Source organism: Micromonospora sp. S-DT3-3-22 (genome assembly GCF_015354745.1).
Classification (GTDB): Bacteria; Actinomycetota; Actinomycetes; order Mycobacteriales; family Micromonosporaceae; genus Micromonospora; species Micromonospora wenchangensis.
Map to the genome: position 1 here is coordinate 15,379 of NZ_JACGMO010000097.1, position 13,979 is coordinate 29,357.

Sequence of the window (13,979 nt, forward strand, 5' to 3'; positions counted from 1 at the left end):
GGGGGCGGCCGGATGACGCTGATCAGCTTCGTCGTACCGGCCTTCCGGGTGCAGGGCTACCTGCGCGAGTGCCTGGACTCGCTGCTCGGCCAGCCGTACCGGGACATCGAGGTGATCGGGGTCGACGACGCCTCCCCGGACGCCTGCGGCGACATCCTCGACGAGTACGCCGCCCGTGACCCCCGAGTCCACGCGGTACGCCTGCCGCGCAACGTCGGGCTCGGTCCGGCCCGCAACGTCGGGCTGGACCGGGCCACCGGCGAGTACGTCTGGTTCCTCGACGGCGACGACCGGCTCGCCCCCGACTGCCTGCCCGAGGTCGCCGACCGGCTCACCACCACCCGCCCCGACGTGCTGCTGGTCGACCACGTCCGGGTGCACTGGGACGAGCGCGCCACCCGCAGCGCCCTGCCGGAGGTCTTCCCCGAGCCGCCCGGCGCGGCGACGTTCCGGCTGGCGGAGCGGCCCGAGGCCCTGCGCCTGCTGCACACCGCCTGGAACCGGGTGGTCCGTCGGGAGTTCCTGACCGGCCTCGGGCTGCGCTTCACCCCCGGCTGGTACGAGGACGTCGCGTTCAGCTACCCGGTGCTGCTGGCCGCCGGGCGGATCGGCGTGCTCGACCGGGTCTGCGTGCACTACCGCCAGCGTCGGGCCGGCGCGATCACCCGGACCCTCGACGGCCGGCACTTCGAGGTCTTCGAGCAGTGGCACCGGGTGTTCGCGTTCCTCGACGGGCGGCCCGGACTGGCCGGCCTGCGCCCGGTGGTGTTCGAGCGGATGATCTGGCACTACCTGACCGTGCTCGGCAACGGCGACCGGATCGCCCCCGCGCTGCGGCCGGCGTTCTTCCAGCGGATCACCGCCGACCACCGGCGCTTCCGCCCGCCCGGCGGCTATCCGGTGCCGGACGGCGGGGACGGGCTCAAGCACCGGCTGGTCGCCGCCGGCCGGTGGCACACCTTCAGCGCGTTGCGCACCGTCAACCAGGCCCGGGAGAGCGCGCGGGTGACCGGCCGGCGGGTCCGGCCGGTGGCCCGGCGGACCGCCCGGCTGGCCCGGGACGCGCTGCTGCACGAGTACTACCGGGCCGAGCTGCGCCGGCCGATCGACCCGACGCTTGCCGTCTACGCCGCCTACTGGTACCGGGGCTACGCCTGCAACCCGGCGGCGGTGCACGCCGCCGCCCGCCGGCTCGCCCCGCAGGTACGGGGGGTGTGGATCGTCCGCCGGGACCGGGTCGACACCCTCCCACCCGGAACCGAGTACGTCGTCGCCGGCACCCGCGACGCCCAGCGGGTGCTGGCGCGGGCCCGCTGGCTGGTCAACAACGTCAACTTTCCGGACTTCGTCCGCAAGCGCCCCGGTCAGGTGCACGTGCAGACCCACCACGGCACCCCGGTCAAGGTGATGGGGCTGGACCAGCAGCGGTATCCGCTCGGCGCGGTCGGGATGGACTTCGCGGGGCTGCTGCGCCGGGTGGACCGGTGGGACTACAGCATCACCTCCAACGCCTTCTCCACCCAGATGTGGGACCGCGCCTACCCGGCGGACTACGTCCGGCTGGAGGTGGGCTATCCGCGCAACGACCGGCTGGTCACCGCCACCGCCGAGGAGGTACGCGCGGTCCGGGCCGGGCTCGGGATCGCCCCGGACGAGCGGGTGGTGCTCTACGCGCCGACCCACCGCGAGCACCTGCCCGGTTACCGGCCGCCGTTCGACCCGTACCGGCTGCTGGACGTGCTCGGGCCGGCCGGCCGGTTGCTGGTGCGCAGCCACTACTTCCACGACCGGGAGGGCCGGGTCCGGCGGCGGGCCGGGGGGCGGGTGGTCGACGTCAGCGACGTCGGCACCGTGGAGGATCTCTACCTGGCCGCCGACGTGCTGGTCACCGACTACTCGTCGGCGATGTTCGACTACGCGGTGCTGGACCGGCCGATCGTGATCTACGCGCCGGACCACGACGCCTACCGGTTGGCCCGGGGGGTCTACTTCGACGTCACCGCCGAGCCGCCGGGCGCGGTCGCGCTGACCTTCGACGAGCTGCGGGAAGTCTTCCGCTCCGGCGCGGTGACCGGGGCGTCGGCCGAGCGGGCCCGGCGGGCGTTCCGGGAGCGGTTCTGCGGCTGGGACGACGGGCACGCGGCGGAACGGGTGGTCCGGCGGGTGTTTCTCGACGAGCCGGGGTGATGTTTCCGGGCGGATCGCCGTACTGGCCCGTAATAGGGCTGTCATCAGTCGAACATGGCACGTTTACCCGATGTGCTAACCCGATGATGCTCGTCACAGTCAACCCGGGGTTCGGCCAAGCTGGGGGAGGAGACGGTGACCACCGTCGCGCTGAAGGACGTCACAAAGGTATTCCCGGACGGGACAATTGCCGTCGACAACGTCAGTCTCGACGTCGTCGACGGGGAGTTCATGGTGCTGCTGGGCCCGTCCGGTTGCGGGAAGTCGACCGTGTTGCGGATGATCGCGGGCCTGGCGGAGCCGACCAGCGGCGCGGTGATGCTCGACGGTGAGGTCGCCAACGACCTTCCGCCGCGCGACCGGAAGATCGCCATGGTCTTCCAGGACTTCGCGCTCTACCCGCACATGTCCGTCGGTGACAACATCGGCTTCCCGCTCAAGCTGTCCGGCGTCGAGCCGGTGCCCCGGGGTGAGCGGGTGCAGGACGTGGCGAGCGCGCTCGGCATCGGCGACGTGCTCGGCCGCAAGCCGAGCCAGCTCTCCGGCGGCCAGCGGCAGCGGGTCGCGATGGGTCGGGCGATCGTCCGCCGGCCGGGGCTGTTCCTGATGGACGAGCCGCTGTCCAACCTGGACAGCGGGCTGCGCGCCGAACTGCGGGCCGAGATCTCCGCGCTGACCCGTGAGCTGGGCGTCACCACCATCTACGTCACCCACGACCAGGCCGAGGCGCTGACCATGGCCGACCGGGTGGCCATCATGCGCAAGGGCGTGCTCCAGGACGTCGGCACCCCCACCCAGGTGTACGGCCGGCCGGCGACCCTCTACGTGGCCGCCTTCCTCGGCAGCCCCCGGATGAACCTGCTGGAGGCGTCGGTCTACGTCCACCTCGACCGGTACGTCACGCTGACCCTCGGTGACCAGGCGCTCTACCTGCCGTGGGACGACATCCGCAGCCGGGCGGTGGCGCACTACCACGGCGAGCGGATCGTGGTCGGGATGCGGGCCGAGGCGCTCACCCCGGTCGCCCCGGACACCCCCGGCGACGTGCTCCAGGGTCGGGTGCGTTACCTGGAGCACCACGGGCACGAGTCGCTGGCCTTCCTCGACATCGGCGCCACCGCCATCATGGTCGACGAGATGAGCGCCCCGACCGACGACGCGGCCCCCGGCCAGCGCGGGCTGCGCCGGTTCGGCCAGGTCATGTCCCGGCTCACCGGGCGCGCCGCCGACCCCGAGCAGACCGACCGGACGCCGGGTGGCAACCGCACCAGCGTGCTGAACGACCCCGGCCGGCACCACCGCCGCCCGGCCGAACTGGCGGTCCGGCTGGCCCCGTACCCGGCGATCTCGGCGGGTCACCCGATGGCGGTCGCGGTCCGGATGGACGCCCTGCACTTCTTCGACGAACGCGGCGACCGGATCGACGTCGGCTGGCGCTGACCCGGCCGCCGCGCGTGGTCGCGACATCGCGCATGGTATTGGCGGGGTATCTACCCGCGAGTAACGTCAGGGTATGACCGTTGACTCCCGCGAGGTGGCGGCCGGGGTGCTCCGGGCCGTCCCGTTCGCCCGCACGCTCGGCTTCGAGTTCGTCGAGGTCGCGCCCGAGGCCGAGGGTGGGGTCCGGGCCGTCGTCCGGCTGCCCGACTCGCCGGCCACCCACAACCATGTCGGCGGCCCGCACGCCGGCGCCATGTTCACCCTCGGCGAGACCGCCTCCGGCGCGGTGGTGATGGCCGCGTTCGGGCAGGTGCTCGACCGGGCGCTGCCGCTGGCCGTACGGGCCGACATCGCGTACCGGCGGGTGGCGATGGGGGAGGTGCGGGCCACCGCGCGGCTCGGTCGTCCCCCGGCCGAGGTGCTCGCCGAACTGGACGCCGGGCAGCGCCCCGAATTCCCGGTGGCGGTGGAGATCGGCACCCCCGACGGCACCGTCACCGCCACCATGACCGTCCTGTGGACGCTGCGCCCGCACCGCTGACCCGCGTGGCGGGGGTTTGCCCGGGTGGGGCGGTGGATAGATTCGTAGCGTGCTGGGCCTACCTGCTCATGTGACCGCCTGCCTCTTCGACCTCGACGGCGTGTTGACCCCGACCGCCAAGGTGCACAACGCCGCCTGGAAACAGACCTTCGACGACCTGCTGCGCCGGCACGCCGAGGCCAACGGCGAACCGTTCCGGCCGTTCGACCCCGGCCCGGACTACCACCGCTACGTCGACGGGAAACCGCGCGCCGACGGGGTGCGTTCCTTCCTCGCCTCCCGGGGCATCACCCTGCCCGAGGGGAGCCCCGACGACCCGCCCGGCGCGGAGACCGTCAACGGCGTCGGCAACCGCAAGAACGTCGTCCTGCTGGACCGGATCCACCACGACGGCGTGGCGGCGTATCCGGGCTCGGTGGCCTACCTGAAGGCGGCCGAGCGGGCCGGGCTGCGCCGCGCGGTCGTCTCGGCCAGCGCCAACTGCCGCGACGTGGTCGCCGCCGCCGGTCTGGAACCGCTGCTGGAGGTACGCGTCGACGGGCTGGTCGCCCGCGCCGAGGGGTTGCGCGGCAAACCGCACCCGGACACCTTCCTCGCCGCCGCCGAGCTGCTCGGGGTGGCCCCCGCCGACGCCGCCGTGTTCGAGGACGCGCTGGCCGGGGTGGCCGCCGGCCGGGCCGGGGGCTTCGGCCACGTGATCGGGGTGGACCGGGTCGGACAGGCCGACGAGCTGCGCGCCCACGGCGCGGACGTGGTGGTCACCGACCTCGCCGAGCTGCTGACCGGGCCGGCCGCATGATCCGGGAGCGCGCCTACCCGGTCGAGCCGTGGCACATCCGGGAGACCCGCCTCGACATGGACGTGCTGGCCCAGTCCGAGTCGGTGTTCGCGCTCTCCAACGGCCACATCGGGCTGCGCGGCAACCTCGACGAGGGCGAACCGCACGGCCTGCCCGGCACCTACCTGAACTCGTTCTACGAGCTGCGTCCGCTGCCGTACGCGGAGGCCGGGTTCGGGTTCCCCGAGTCGGGGCAGACCATCGTCAACGTCACCAACGGCAAGCTGATCCGGCTGCTCGTCGACGACGAACCGCTGGACCTGCGCTACGGCGAGCTGCTCAGCCACGAACGGGTCCTCGACCTGCGGGCCGGCACCCTCTACCGGGAGATGCACTGGCGCTCGCCGGCCGGCCGGGAGGTCAAGGTCCGCAGCACCCGGCTGGTCTCCTTCACCCAACGGTCGGTCGCCGCGATCCACTACGAGGTGGAGGCGGTCAGCGGCCCGCTGCGGCTGATCCTCCAGTCCGAGCTGGTCGCCAACGAGAACCTGCCGGCACAGAGCCGCGACCCCCGGGTCGCCGCCGTGCTGGAGTCGCCGTTGCAGGCCGAGGAGGAGCTGACCACCGGCGACGGCGGCCTGCTCATCCACCGCACCAAGGTCAGCGGGCTGCGGGTGGCCGCCGGGATGGGGCACGACGTGGACGCCCCGGGCCGCACCACCATCGAGTCCGAGGGGTACGAGGACTGGGTGCGGACCACCGTCGGCTGCGTGCTCCAGCCCGGCGAGACGCTCCGCGTGGTCAAGTACCTCGCGTACGGCTGGTCCAGCCGACGCTCGTTGCCCGCGCTGCGTGACCAGGTCGGCGCGGCGCTGGCCGCCGCCCGGCTGGCCGGCTGGGACGGGCTGCACCGGGAGCAGCGTGGCTACCTCGACGGGTTCTGGGACGCCGCCGACGTCCGGGTCGAGGGCGACCCGGAGGTGCAGCAGGCCGTCCGGTTCGGACTGTTCCACGTGCTCCAGGCCGGGGCGCGGGCCGAACGCCGGCCGATCTCCGCCAAGGGGCTGACCGGCCCCGGCTACGACGGGCACGCGTTCTGGGACACCGAGATGTTCGTGCTGCCGGTGTTGACGTACACCCAGCCGGGCGCGGTCCGCGACGCCCTGTACTGGCGGCACGCCACCCTGGAGCAGGCCCGGGAACGGGCCCGGACGTTGAACCTGGCCGGCGCGGCGTTCCCGTGGCGCACCATCGAGGGGCCGGAGTCCTCGGCGTACTGGCCGGCCGGCACCGCCGCCTTCCACATCGCCGCCGACATCTCCGACGCGCTGCGCCGCTACGTCCTGGTCACCGGCGACGAGCAACTGGAACGGGACATCGGCCTGGAACTGCTGGTGGAGACGGCCCGGCTGTGGCGTTCCCTGGGCCACCACGACCGGTACGGCCGGTTCCACATCGACGGGGTGACCGGCCCCGACGAGTACACCGCCGTCAAGAACGACAACATCTACACCAACCTGATGGCGCAGCGGAACCTGCTCACCGCCGCCGACTGCGCGATGCGCCTGCGCGACGAGGCCCTCGACCTCGGGGTGTCCGAGGAGGAGGCGGCCGAGTGGCGCGACGCCGCCACCGCCATGCACATCCCGTACGACGAGGATCTCGACGTGCACGAGCAGGTGGAAGGGTTCACCCGGCTCCAGGAGTGGGACTTCGCGCACACCCCGACCGAGAAGTACCCGCTGCTGCTGCACTACCCGTACTTCGACCTGTACCGCAAGCAGGTGGTCAAGCAGGCCGACCTGGTGCTGGCCATGCACTGGCGGGGGGACGCCTTCACCGACGCGCAGAAGCTGCGCAACTTCCTCTACTACGAGCGGCGTACCGTGCGGGACTCGTCCCTGTCGGCGTGCACCCAGGCGGTGCTCGCGGCCGAGGTGGGGCACCCCGAGCTGGCGCACAGCTACCTGCGGGAAGCCGCGCTGATGGACCTGCACGACCTCAACGAGAACACCCGCGACGGCGTGCACATGGCGTCGCTGGCGGGGGCCTGGATCGCGTTGGTGGCCGGCTTCGGCGGGCTGCGCGACCACGACGGCGAGCTGTCGTTCGCCCCCCGGCTGTCCAGCCGGTTGAGCCGGTTGGAGTTCTCGTTGCAGTGGCGCTCGATGCGGCTGCGGGTGGACGTCCGGCCGCACCAGACGACGTACTCGCTGCGCAACGGCGGGCCGGACACGGTGATGGAGCTGCGGCACCACGGCGAGACCGTCCGGGTGACCTCCGCCGCCCCGGTGACCGTGCCGGTGCCGCAGCGCCACGAGAGCGGCCCGGCACCGGAACAGCCGCCCGGTCGGGCCCCGCTGCTGCGCCTGCCCGAGTCCCCCGGCTGACCCTGCCGGCCGGGGAGGGTCGCCGTCGCGGCAGCGCCGACGACCCTCCGCCTGTCAGAACTGGGGGCCGTTGGAGGGCCGGCCACCGGCGTCGCGGGGGGCCACCGCCCGAGGGTCCTCGGGGGTACGCGCCTGCGCCGCCTCGTCCGCCCAGTCGGGCTCGTGCCCGGCGTCCGGTTCGGGGCGGTCCTGCTCGATGGTCCGGGTCTGCTGACGTGCCTTCCGCTTGGCCATGGCGAACCTCGTGATCCGTGCGGGGCGCGGCTGCGCCGGTGTCCCGCGCGTCTTCCCGCCGGAAACCCCCGCAAACCGCCGCCGGGCGGGGCCGGTCAGGTGTCGAGGTGGCGGGCGAAGGCGAGGCGCAGGTGGTTCTTCGGGCGGGCGCCGACGATCGAGCCGGCCACCTGCCCGCCGACGAACACCAGCATGGTGGGCAGCGACATCACCCCGTACGCCCGGGTGGTGGCGGGGTTCGCGTCGGTGTCCAGGGCGACCACCCGCAGCCGGTCGCCGAACTCCTCGGCCAGCTCGGCGAGGTGCCGGGAGGTGCCCACGCAGGGCGGGCACCAGTCCGCCCAGAAGTCGACCACCACCGGCCGGTCGGCGGCCAGCACCGTGTCGGCGAAGGTGGCGTCGGTGACGGCGGTCAACCGGTGCGCTGCCGTGTCCTGAGGCATGTTTCCTCCCGTTGTGCGATGGCCTGGGTGAGCTGGTCGTGCAGCCGGCGGCGGACCGTGCCGAGCCGGTCGAGGTAGGCCTCCACCTCGGCCAGCTTGCGGCGCAGCACCGCCACCGAGTCGGGGCAGACGTCCCCGGAGGCGTGGCCGGCCCGCAGGCAGGCCACGAAGGGCCGGATGTCGTCGAGGCCGAAGCCGACCGCCAGCAGTGCCCGGATCTCGTGCACCACCCGCAGCTCGGCCTCGTCGTACACCCGGTAGCCGTTGGCCGAGCGGCGGGGCCGGACCAGCCCGTGTGTCTCGTAGTACCGCAGTGTGCGGGTGCTCGTGCCGGCCCGTTGCGCCAGCTCGCCGATCAGCATCCCGACCTCCTCGCCGGTGTTCCCGGCGTCACGCTAGACCTTGCCGCCGGTGTCAAGGCAACGGGTGAGAGCGGCCACCGGGTGGGTAACCACCACCGGCCGGCGAGCGGGAGGGGGCACCACCATGGGGGTACGCGCCGAGGCGACCGTGTCGCTGGGGGAGGTCAGGCTGCCGGCGGACGTCGACGGGCCGGACGACGCGACGGGGGTGGTGCTCTTCGCCCACGGCAGCGGCAGTTCCCGGCACAGCCCGCGCAACGTGGCGGTGGCCCGGGTGCTCCAGCGTCGCCGGCTGGTGACGGTGCTGGTGGACCTGCTCACCGCCGAGGAGGACGCGGCCGACGCCCGGACCGCGCAGTGGCGCTTCGACATCGGCCTGCTGGCCGGCCGGCTCACCGGCACCCTCGACTGGCTGGCCGCCGAACCCACGCTGGGCCGGCTGCCGGTCGGCCTGTTCGGGGCGAGCACCGGGGCCGCCGCCGCCCTGGTGGCCGCCGCCGCCCGTCCGCAGCGGGTCGCCGCCGTGGTGTCCCGGGGCGGCCGGCCGGATCTGGCCGGCCCCGCCCTGTCCGGGGTACGCGCTCCGACGCTGCTGCTGGTGGGGGGCCTCGACGACCAGGTGATCACGGTGAACGAACAGGCCGCCGAGGTGCTCGCCGCCCCGCACGAACTGCGCGTGGTGCCCGGTGCCGGTCACCTGTTCGAGGAGCCCGGCACGCTCGACCAGGTGGCCGACGCCGCCGCCGGCTGGTTCACCCACCACCTCCCCGTCCCGGCCTGACCCCGTCCTGGCGGCCCGACGCGCAAGGGGGGCGATGTTGCGGTGTACCGGGCCCCGGAATACCGCAACATCGCCCCAGGAGCGTTTGGTGCGCCTCAGGCCGGGGCGGCGGGCGGCTCGTCGCGGCGGTGGTGCGGGCGGTCGGCCGGCGGGGTCGGGGCGACCTGCTCCCGGTGCCGCTGGACGGTGTCGACCACCCGGTAGGCGACCGCCGCGATCGGCACCGAGACGAAGGCCCCGGCGATGCCGGCGATCAGCGTGCCCGCCGTGACCACCACCAGGATCACCGCCGGGTGCAACTGCACCTGCCGCTTCATGATCAACGGTTCCAGCAGGTTGCCCTCGACCTGCTGGACGGCGATCACCGCGGCCAGCACCAGCAGCGCCGTGGTCGGCCCGTTCGCCGCCAACGCCACCAGGACGGCGACCGCGCCGGCCACCGTCGCCCCGATGATCGGCACGAAACCGCCGAGGAAGGTGATCAGTGCCAGCGGCAGCGCCAACGGCACCCCGAGCAGCACCAGCGCCAGCCCGATCCCGATCGCGTCGATGGCCGCGATGATCATCGTGCCCCGGCTGTACGAGCCGAGGGTGCGCCAGCCGACCCGGCCCGCCTCGGCGGCCACCGTACGGTTCGGCCCGGTCATCCGGCGCAGCACCCAGTGCCACATCGACCGGCCGTCCTTGAGCAGGAAGAACAGCAGCACCAGGGCGAGCAGGGTGGAGCCGAGCGCCTCGGCCGCCGTACGGGCCCCGCCGACCGGGTCGGGGGCGCTGCCACCCAGGCCGTCGCGGACCTGCCCGATCAGCTTGTCGAGTTGGGCGTCACTGACCGGCAGGGTCTCGGTGACGAAGTCGCGGGAGCGTTGCAGCCCCTCGTCGAGCTGCTGGCTCAGCTCACCGAACTGGGCGGCCGTCAGGTTCCACACCAGCACCCCCACCCCGACCAGCACCCCGAGCAGCAGCAGGACGCTCAGCAGCGCGGCGAGCGCCGCCGGCACCCGCAGCCGGCGCAGGGCCAACAGCACCGGGTCGAGCAGCGCGGTGAGGAAGAAGGTGACCGCCACCGCGATCGCCAGCGGCGCGAGCAGCACCGCCACCCGGCCCAGCAGGTAACAGCCGAACACCACGACCACCAGGCAGGCGCTCCACACCACCGCCGTGCGGACCAGCCAGGGCAGCGCCGCCCAGGCCTGCCGTGGGCTGGGGCGGGCACCCGCAGCCGTCACCTCGGGCGTACGCCCGGCACCGTCCTCGGCCACGTCGGTTCCTCCTCGGTCTCGGCGGGGTCGATACCCGACCGGGCCGGCCGCGACACCCGGTGGCTCAACGCCGTGCCGGCTACCCGGTTCCGTTCAGGACGGTCCCTTCCGGACGGCGGCCACCCGCCGGACCCCGGTGCTGCCGGTCCCGACAGACGTTCCGCCCCTGGAAACCATCGGCGACTGTCGCTACTATCCGCATTCGGGGCATGACTCACCGTGGAGTCGTGTGGAGTGGGTCGGCGCGCGAGCGCGCGGGCCGTCGACGAGAGGGAGCATCCCCGGTGACCGAGACAACGCACGTCACGAAGGCCCGGCCGTATCCGTTCAGCGATCCGCACCGGCTCGACGTCGACCCCCGCTACGCCGGGCTGCGCCGCGACGAACCGCTGGTCCGGGTGCAACTCCCCTTCGGGGAACCGGCCTGGCTGGCCACCCGGCACGCGGACGTGCGGACGGTGCTGGGTGATCCCCGGTTCAGCCGGGCGGCCGCCGTCGGGCGGGACGAGCCGCGCAGCGTCCCCTACCAGCGGGAGGCCGGCATCCTCGGGATGGACCCGCCCGAGCACAGCCGGCTGCGCCGGCTGGCGGCCAAGGCGTTCACCGCCCGGCGGGTCGAGGAACTACGCCCGCGCACCCGGGAACTGGCCGACGGCCTCGTCACCGGCATGACCGCCGCCGGGTCGCCGGCCGACCTGGTCGCCCACGTCGCCACCCCGCTGCCGATCCGGGTCATCTGCGACCTGCTCGGGGTGCCGGTCACCGACCAGGACCGGTTCCACACCTGGTCCGAGGCGATCGTGTCGACCACCTCGCTGCGGCCGGAGGTGGCCCAGAGCTACCTCGACCAACTGCTGTCGTACATGGCGGGGCTGATCGCCCAGCGGCGGGTGACCCCCACCGACGACCTGATCGGGGCGATGGTCCGGGCCCGCGACGAGAACGCCGACCGGCTGACCGAGGACGAGATGGTGCGCCTGGCGGCGGGCCTGCTGGCCGCCGGCCACGAGACCACCGTGACCCAGATCCCCAACCTGGTCTACGTCCTGCTCACCGAGCCCGACGTCTGGCAGCGGCTGCTCGACGAGCCGTCCCTGGTGCCGTCCGCCGTGGAGGAACTGCTGCGCTTCATCCCGCTCGGCGCCACCTCCGCGTTCGCCCGGTACGCCCTGGAGGACGTCGAACTCGGCGGGGTGCTGGTCCGCGCCGGTGAACCGGTGCTGGTCTCCATCCCCTCGGCCAACCGGGACGAGACCGTCTTCCCCGACGCCGACCGGCTCGACCTCGACCGGGAGACGAACCCGCACCTCGCCTTCGGGCACGGCCCGCACCACTGCATCGGTGCCCAACTGGCCCGGATGGAACTCCAGGTGGTGCTGGAGACGCTGCTGACCCGTACCCCGGGGCTGCGGCTGGCGGTGCCCCCGGCGGCACTGACCTGGAAGAGCGGCCTGCTGGTCCGGGGCCTGACGGCGTTGCCCGTGAGCTGGTAGCGAAAGGAACGGTGGGGCAGATGGGGGACAGCGGCTGGCGGGTGCACGTGGACCCGACCCGGTGCATCGGGGCGGGGATCTGCGCGAGCTACGCCCCGGCGCACTTCGTCCTGGTGGACGGGTTGTCCCGGCCGGTGGCCGAACGGATCGACCCGGCGGACGCGGTGCTGGACGCCGCCGAGTCCTGCCCGATGGAGGCGATCGTGGTGTCCGACGCGGCGGACGACAGCCGGATCGCCCCGGAACCGTGACCGGGCCCGGTGGTCACCTCCGGCGGGGTACCCGGAGGTGACCACCGTCGACGCTCAGTCCTGCCCGTCGTGCAGCTCCGCCCGGGTGGTCGGCCGCCCGCTCAGCGTGTCCCTGATCCGGTCGACCAGTCCGGCGCCGGGTTTGAGCAGCCGGTTCGCCGGTGGGTGGTCCGGTGCGCCGGGATGCGGGCGGGTCGGCAGGTGTCCCTTCGCCGCCCGCACCCGGTCGGCCAGCTCCACCAGCTCCTCCTGCGCGACCGCCGCCCGCAGCCGGGGGAACAGCTCCGACTCCTCCTCCCGTACGTGGTGGCGGATGGTCTTCGCCAGGTGGCTGATCAACGGCTCGAAGCGGGCGTCGGACGGGTCCAGCGGCTCCAGTTCCTTCAGCGTCCGCTCGGCGGCGGCGTGTTCGGCGATCTCGTGCTCGGCGAGCTGTTCGCCGTCGGGCAGGGCCCGGCGGGCGGCCGGGTAGACGTACATCTCCTCGGCGACCGCGTGCCGGACCAGCTCGGCGATCAACACCCCGGCCAGTTGACGACGGTGTTCCGCGCTGCCCTGCCGGGTGCCCAGCTCCGCGAAGATCGCCTCGATCTCGTGGTGGTCGGCGGTCAGGACGTCCACCACGTCCTGGTCCGTGGTGGCCTGTGGGTCGTTCATCTCGGTGCCCCTTACCGGTTGCGGACGGATCGGCTCCTGGCGGGGCCTGTACCCACCGCCGGCGACCCGAACCCATCACCGTCGATGAGCCGCCACCCGTCGACCCCGCCCGTCAGCCGGCGGTGTCGGCGGCCCGCCCGTCACCCGCCGGTCGGCCCTGTCACGTCGGTCGTTCCTGTCGCGTCGGTCGTTCCTGTCGCGCCGGTCGGTCCTGTTCGGACGTGAGCGGCGGGAGGGAGCCGAGCAGGCGGGTCACCCCGATCTCGATGACCACCCGCTCCGGGTTCGGGCGCGGCGGGCGGTAGCGCTCGGCGTACCGGCGCTCGGCCTCGGCCACCGCGGCGGCGTCGGTCCGCAGCACCGCCCGGCCCTCGACGGTCAGCCACCAGCGGCCGTCGAGGTGACAGGCCGCCACCGGGACCCCCGTCGCACCGGCGGCGGCGACGTACCGGGCCTTGGTCGAACCGGCGGACGTGATCACCCGGGCCAGCCCGGCCGCCGGATCGTAGGTCAGCCCGACCGGTACGACGTGCGGCGTGCCGTCGGGCCGCAGGGTGGTCAGCGTGGCCAGGTGCCGCTCGCGGCAGAACGTGAGGACCCGTTCGTCGTACGGGTCCAACCGATGCCTGCCGGCCATGTCCGTCCCCCGTCCCAGGGCCGGCGTGGCCCCGGCCCGGCCCCGATCATGGCACGATCTGGCGGGGCTGGCCCGGACCGGGCGGGACACCCGTCCGACCGGGCTGGCCGGGCAGGCCGCGACCGGCGGCCCGGCGACGGTGGGCCAGCCGGGTCAGGTAGATCAACGCCCCGGCCAGCACACCCATGTCGTCCAGGTAGATCGGGTCGGGCAGGAGGTCGACCGGGCAGATCGTGTAGATCAGCGCGCCGTAGAACGCCACCTTGCCGCTCACGCCGAGCGTGCCGAGCAGCCGTCGGGTGCGGACCACCCGTACCGCCAGCAGGACCGCGCCGACCAGCGTCGCCAGCGCCAGGATCACACCGACGACGACGAGCGCCCACATCTCCCGGGACATGCCCGCAACGCTAGTCCAGCGCCGCCCGCCGCGCCGAAGTCCGGGGGCGCGCCGCGCCGCCGTCCGTCGCCGGGGCGGGGGCGGGTCAGTAGGCGGCGACGGCGGCCCGACCGCGCGCCACGACCG

15 protein-coding genes are annotated in these 13,979 nt (G+C 73.7%); 8 read left to right on the forward strand and 7 right to left on the reverse strand.

What is annotated here, in order from left to right; all coding sequences use genetic code 11:
- Positions 1-12: 12 nt before the first annotated feature.
- From H1A17_RS24465 to H1A17_RS24485, 5 genes are all read left to right on the forward strand, one after another.
- Positions 13-2,187 (forward strand): bifunctional glycosyltransferase family 2 protein/CDP-glycerol:glycerophosphate glycerophosphotransferase, encoded by a 2,175-nt coding sequence (locus tag H1A17_RS24465; protein ID WP_145917634.1) that lies wholly within the window; start codon positions 13-15, stop codon positions 2,185-2,187.
- A gap of 135 nt (positions 2,188-2,322) precedes the next feature.
- Positions 2,323-3,627 carry an ABC transporter ATP-binding protein gene (locus H1A17_RS24470; protein ID WP_145917635.1) on the forward strand — a complete coding sequence of 435 codons (1,305 nt, stop codon included), beginning with the start codon at positions 2,323-2,325 and terminating at the stop codon, positions 3,625-3,627.
- Positions 3,628-3,700: 73 nt separating this feature from the next.
- Positions 3,701-4,168 carry a DUF4442 domain-containing protein gene (locus tag H1A17_RS24475; protein ID WP_145917636.1) on the forward strand — a complete coding sequence of 156 codons (468 nt, stop codon included), beginning with the start codon at positions 3,701-3,703 and terminating at the stop codon, positions 4,166-4,168.
- 49 nt (positions 4,169-4,217) lie between these two features.
- Positions 4,218-4,967 carry a beta-phosphoglucomutase family hydrolase gene (locus H1A17_RS24480; RefSeq protein WP_145917637.1) on the forward strand — a complete coding sequence of 250 codons (750 nt, stop codon included), beginning with the start codon at positions 4,218-4,220 and terminating at the stop codon, positions 4,965-4,967.
- The gene (locus H1A17_RS24485; protein ID WP_145917638.1) at positions 4,964-7,336 is read left to right on the forward strand and encodes a glycoside hydrolase family 65 protein; all 2,373 of its coding nucleotides are present in this window, start codon (positions 4,964-4,966) and stop codon (positions 7,334-7,336) included. Before H1A17_RS24480 ends, H1A17_RS24485 begins: the two co-directional genes overlap by 4 nt.
- A gap of 54 nt (positions 7,337-7,390) precedes the next feature.
- Here the strand turns inward: H1A17_RS24485 and H1A17_RS24490 are convergent, their stop codons facing one another.
- The 3 genes from H1A17_RS24490 to H1A17_RS24500 form a co-directional block, all read right to left on the reverse strand.
- Positions 7,391-7,570, reverse strand: a complete 180-nt coding sequence (locus H1A17_RS24490; RefSeq protein WP_145917639.1) for a hypothetical protein — start codon at positions 7,568-7,570, stop codon at positions 7,391-7,393.
- 95 nt (positions 7,571-7,665) lie between these two features.
- Entirely contained in the window at positions 7,666-8,013 is a 348-nt protein-coding gene (locus tag H1A17_RS24495) for a co-chaperone YbbN (RefSeq protein ID WP_145917640.1), read from the reverse strand.
- Positions 7,983-8,375: a MerR family transcriptional regulator gene (locus H1A17_RS24500; protein WP_194822987.1), complete on the reverse strand. Its 393-nt coding sequence runs from the start codon at positions 8,373-8,375 to the stop codon at positions 7,983-7,985. The genes H1A17_RS24495 and H1A17_RS24500 overlap by 31 nt, the downstream gene beginning before the upstream one ends.
- Positions 8,376-8,499: 124 nt before the next feature.
- On the opposite strand from H1A17_RS24500, the gene H1A17_RS24505 reads away from it, so the two are divergent.
- On the forward strand, positions 8,500-9,156 hold the full coding sequence (locus H1A17_RS24505) for a dienelactone hydrolase family protein (protein WP_145917641.1): 657 nt from the start codon (positions 8,500-8,502) through the stop codon (positions 9,154-9,156).
- Positions 9,157-9,251: 95 nt separating this feature from the next.
- On the opposite strand, the gene H1A17_RS24510 is transcribed toward H1A17_RS24505, so the two are convergent.
- Positions 9,252-10,418 (reverse strand): AI-2E family transporter, encoded by a 1,167-nt coding sequence (locus H1A17_RS24510; protein WP_309236849.1) that lies wholly within the window; start codon positions 10,416-10,418, stop codon positions 9,252-9,254.
- 284 nt (positions 10,419-10,702) lie between these two features.
- Between H1A17_RS24510 and H1A17_RS24515 the strand changes: the two genes are divergently transcribed.
- Both H1A17_RS24515 and H1A17_RS24520 read left to right on the forward strand, forming a co-directional pair.
- On the forward strand, positions 10,703-11,911 hold the full coding sequence (locus H1A17_RS24515; RefSeq protein WP_240762575.1) for a cytochrome P450: 1,209 nt from the start codon (positions 10,703-10,705) through the stop codon (positions 11,909-11,911).
- Between the two features lie 20 nt (positions 11,912-11,931).
- Positions 11,932-12,162, forward strand: coding sequence for a ferredoxin (locus H1A17_RS24520; protein ID WP_145917643.1), 231 nt, complete (start codon positions 11,932-11,934; stop codon positions 12,160-12,162).
- 54 nt (positions 12,163-12,216) lie between these two features.
- On the opposite strand, the gene H1A17_RS24525 is transcribed toward H1A17_RS24520, so the two are convergent.
- From H1A17_RS24525 to H1A17_RS24535, 3 genes are all read right to left on the reverse strand, one after another.
- Complete coding sequence (locus H1A17_RS24525) at positions 12,217-12,819, reverse strand: hemerythrin domain-containing protein (protein WP_194822988.1); 603 nt, start codon at positions 12,817-12,819, stop codon at positions 12,217-12,219.
- Positions 12,820-12,979: 160 nt separating this feature from the next.
- Entirely contained in the window at positions 12,980-13,456 is a 477-nt protein-coding gene (locus H1A17_RS24530; RefSeq protein WP_194822989.1) for a TIGR03618 family F420-dependent PPOX class oxidoreductase, read from the reverse strand.
- 46 nt (positions 13,457-13,502) lie between these two features.
- On the reverse strand, positions 13,503-13,853 hold the full coding sequence (locus H1A17_RS24535) for a DUF1232 domain-containing protein (protein WP_145917646.1): 351 nt from the start codon (positions 13,851-13,853) through the stop codon (positions 13,503-13,505).
- Positions 13,854-13,979: the final 126 nt, after the last annotated feature.

Excerpts from the sequence above, each read along its gene's own strand:
- H1A17_RS24465 (WP_145917634.1), top strand. The coding sequence starts at position 13 with ATGACGCTGATCAGCTTCGTCGTACCGGCCTTCCGGGTGCAGGGCTAC.
- H1A17_RS24475 (WP_145917636.1), top strand. The coding sequence starts at position 3,701 with ATGACCGTTGACTCCCGCGAGGTGGCGGCCGGGGTGCTCCGGGCCGTC.
- H1A17_RS24485 (WP_145917638.1), top strand. The coding sequence starts at position 4,964 with ATGATCCGGGAGCGCGCCTACCCGGTCGAGCCGTGGCACATCCGGGAG.
- H1A17_RS24490 (WP_145917639.1), bottom strand. The coding sequence starts at position 7,570 with ATGGCCAAGCGGAAGGCACGTCAGCAGACCCGGACCATCGAGCAGGAC.
- H1A17_RS24495 (WP_145917640.1), bottom strand. The coding sequence starts at position 8,013 with ATGCCTCAGGACACGGCAGCGCACCGGTTGACCGCCGTCACCGACGCC.
- H1A17_RS24500 (WP_194822987.1), bottom strand. The coding sequence starts at position 8,375 with ATGCTGATCGGCGAGCTGGCGCAACGGGCCGGCACGAGCACCCGCACA.
- H1A17_RS24505 (WP_145917641.1), top strand. The coding sequence starts at position 8,500 with ATGGGGGTACGCGCCGAGGCGACCGTGTCGCTGGGGGAGGTCAGGCTG.
- H1A17_RS24520 (WP_145917643.1), top strand. The coding sequence starts at position 11,932 with ATGGGGGACAGCGGCTGGCGGGTGCACGTGGACCCGACCCGGTGCATC.
- H1A17_RS24525 (WP_194822988.1), bottom strand. The coding sequence starts at position 12,819 with ATGAACGACCCACAGGCCACCACGGACCAGGACGTGGTGGACGTCCTG.
- H1A17_RS24530 (WP_194822989.1), bottom strand. The coding sequence starts at position 13,456 with ATGGCCGGCAGGCATCGGTTGGACCCGTACGACGAACGGGTCCTCACG.
- H1A17_RS24535 (WP_145917646.1), bottom strand. The coding sequence starts at position 13,853 with ATGTCCCGGGAGATGTGGGCGCTCGTCGTCGTCGGTGTGATCCTGGCG.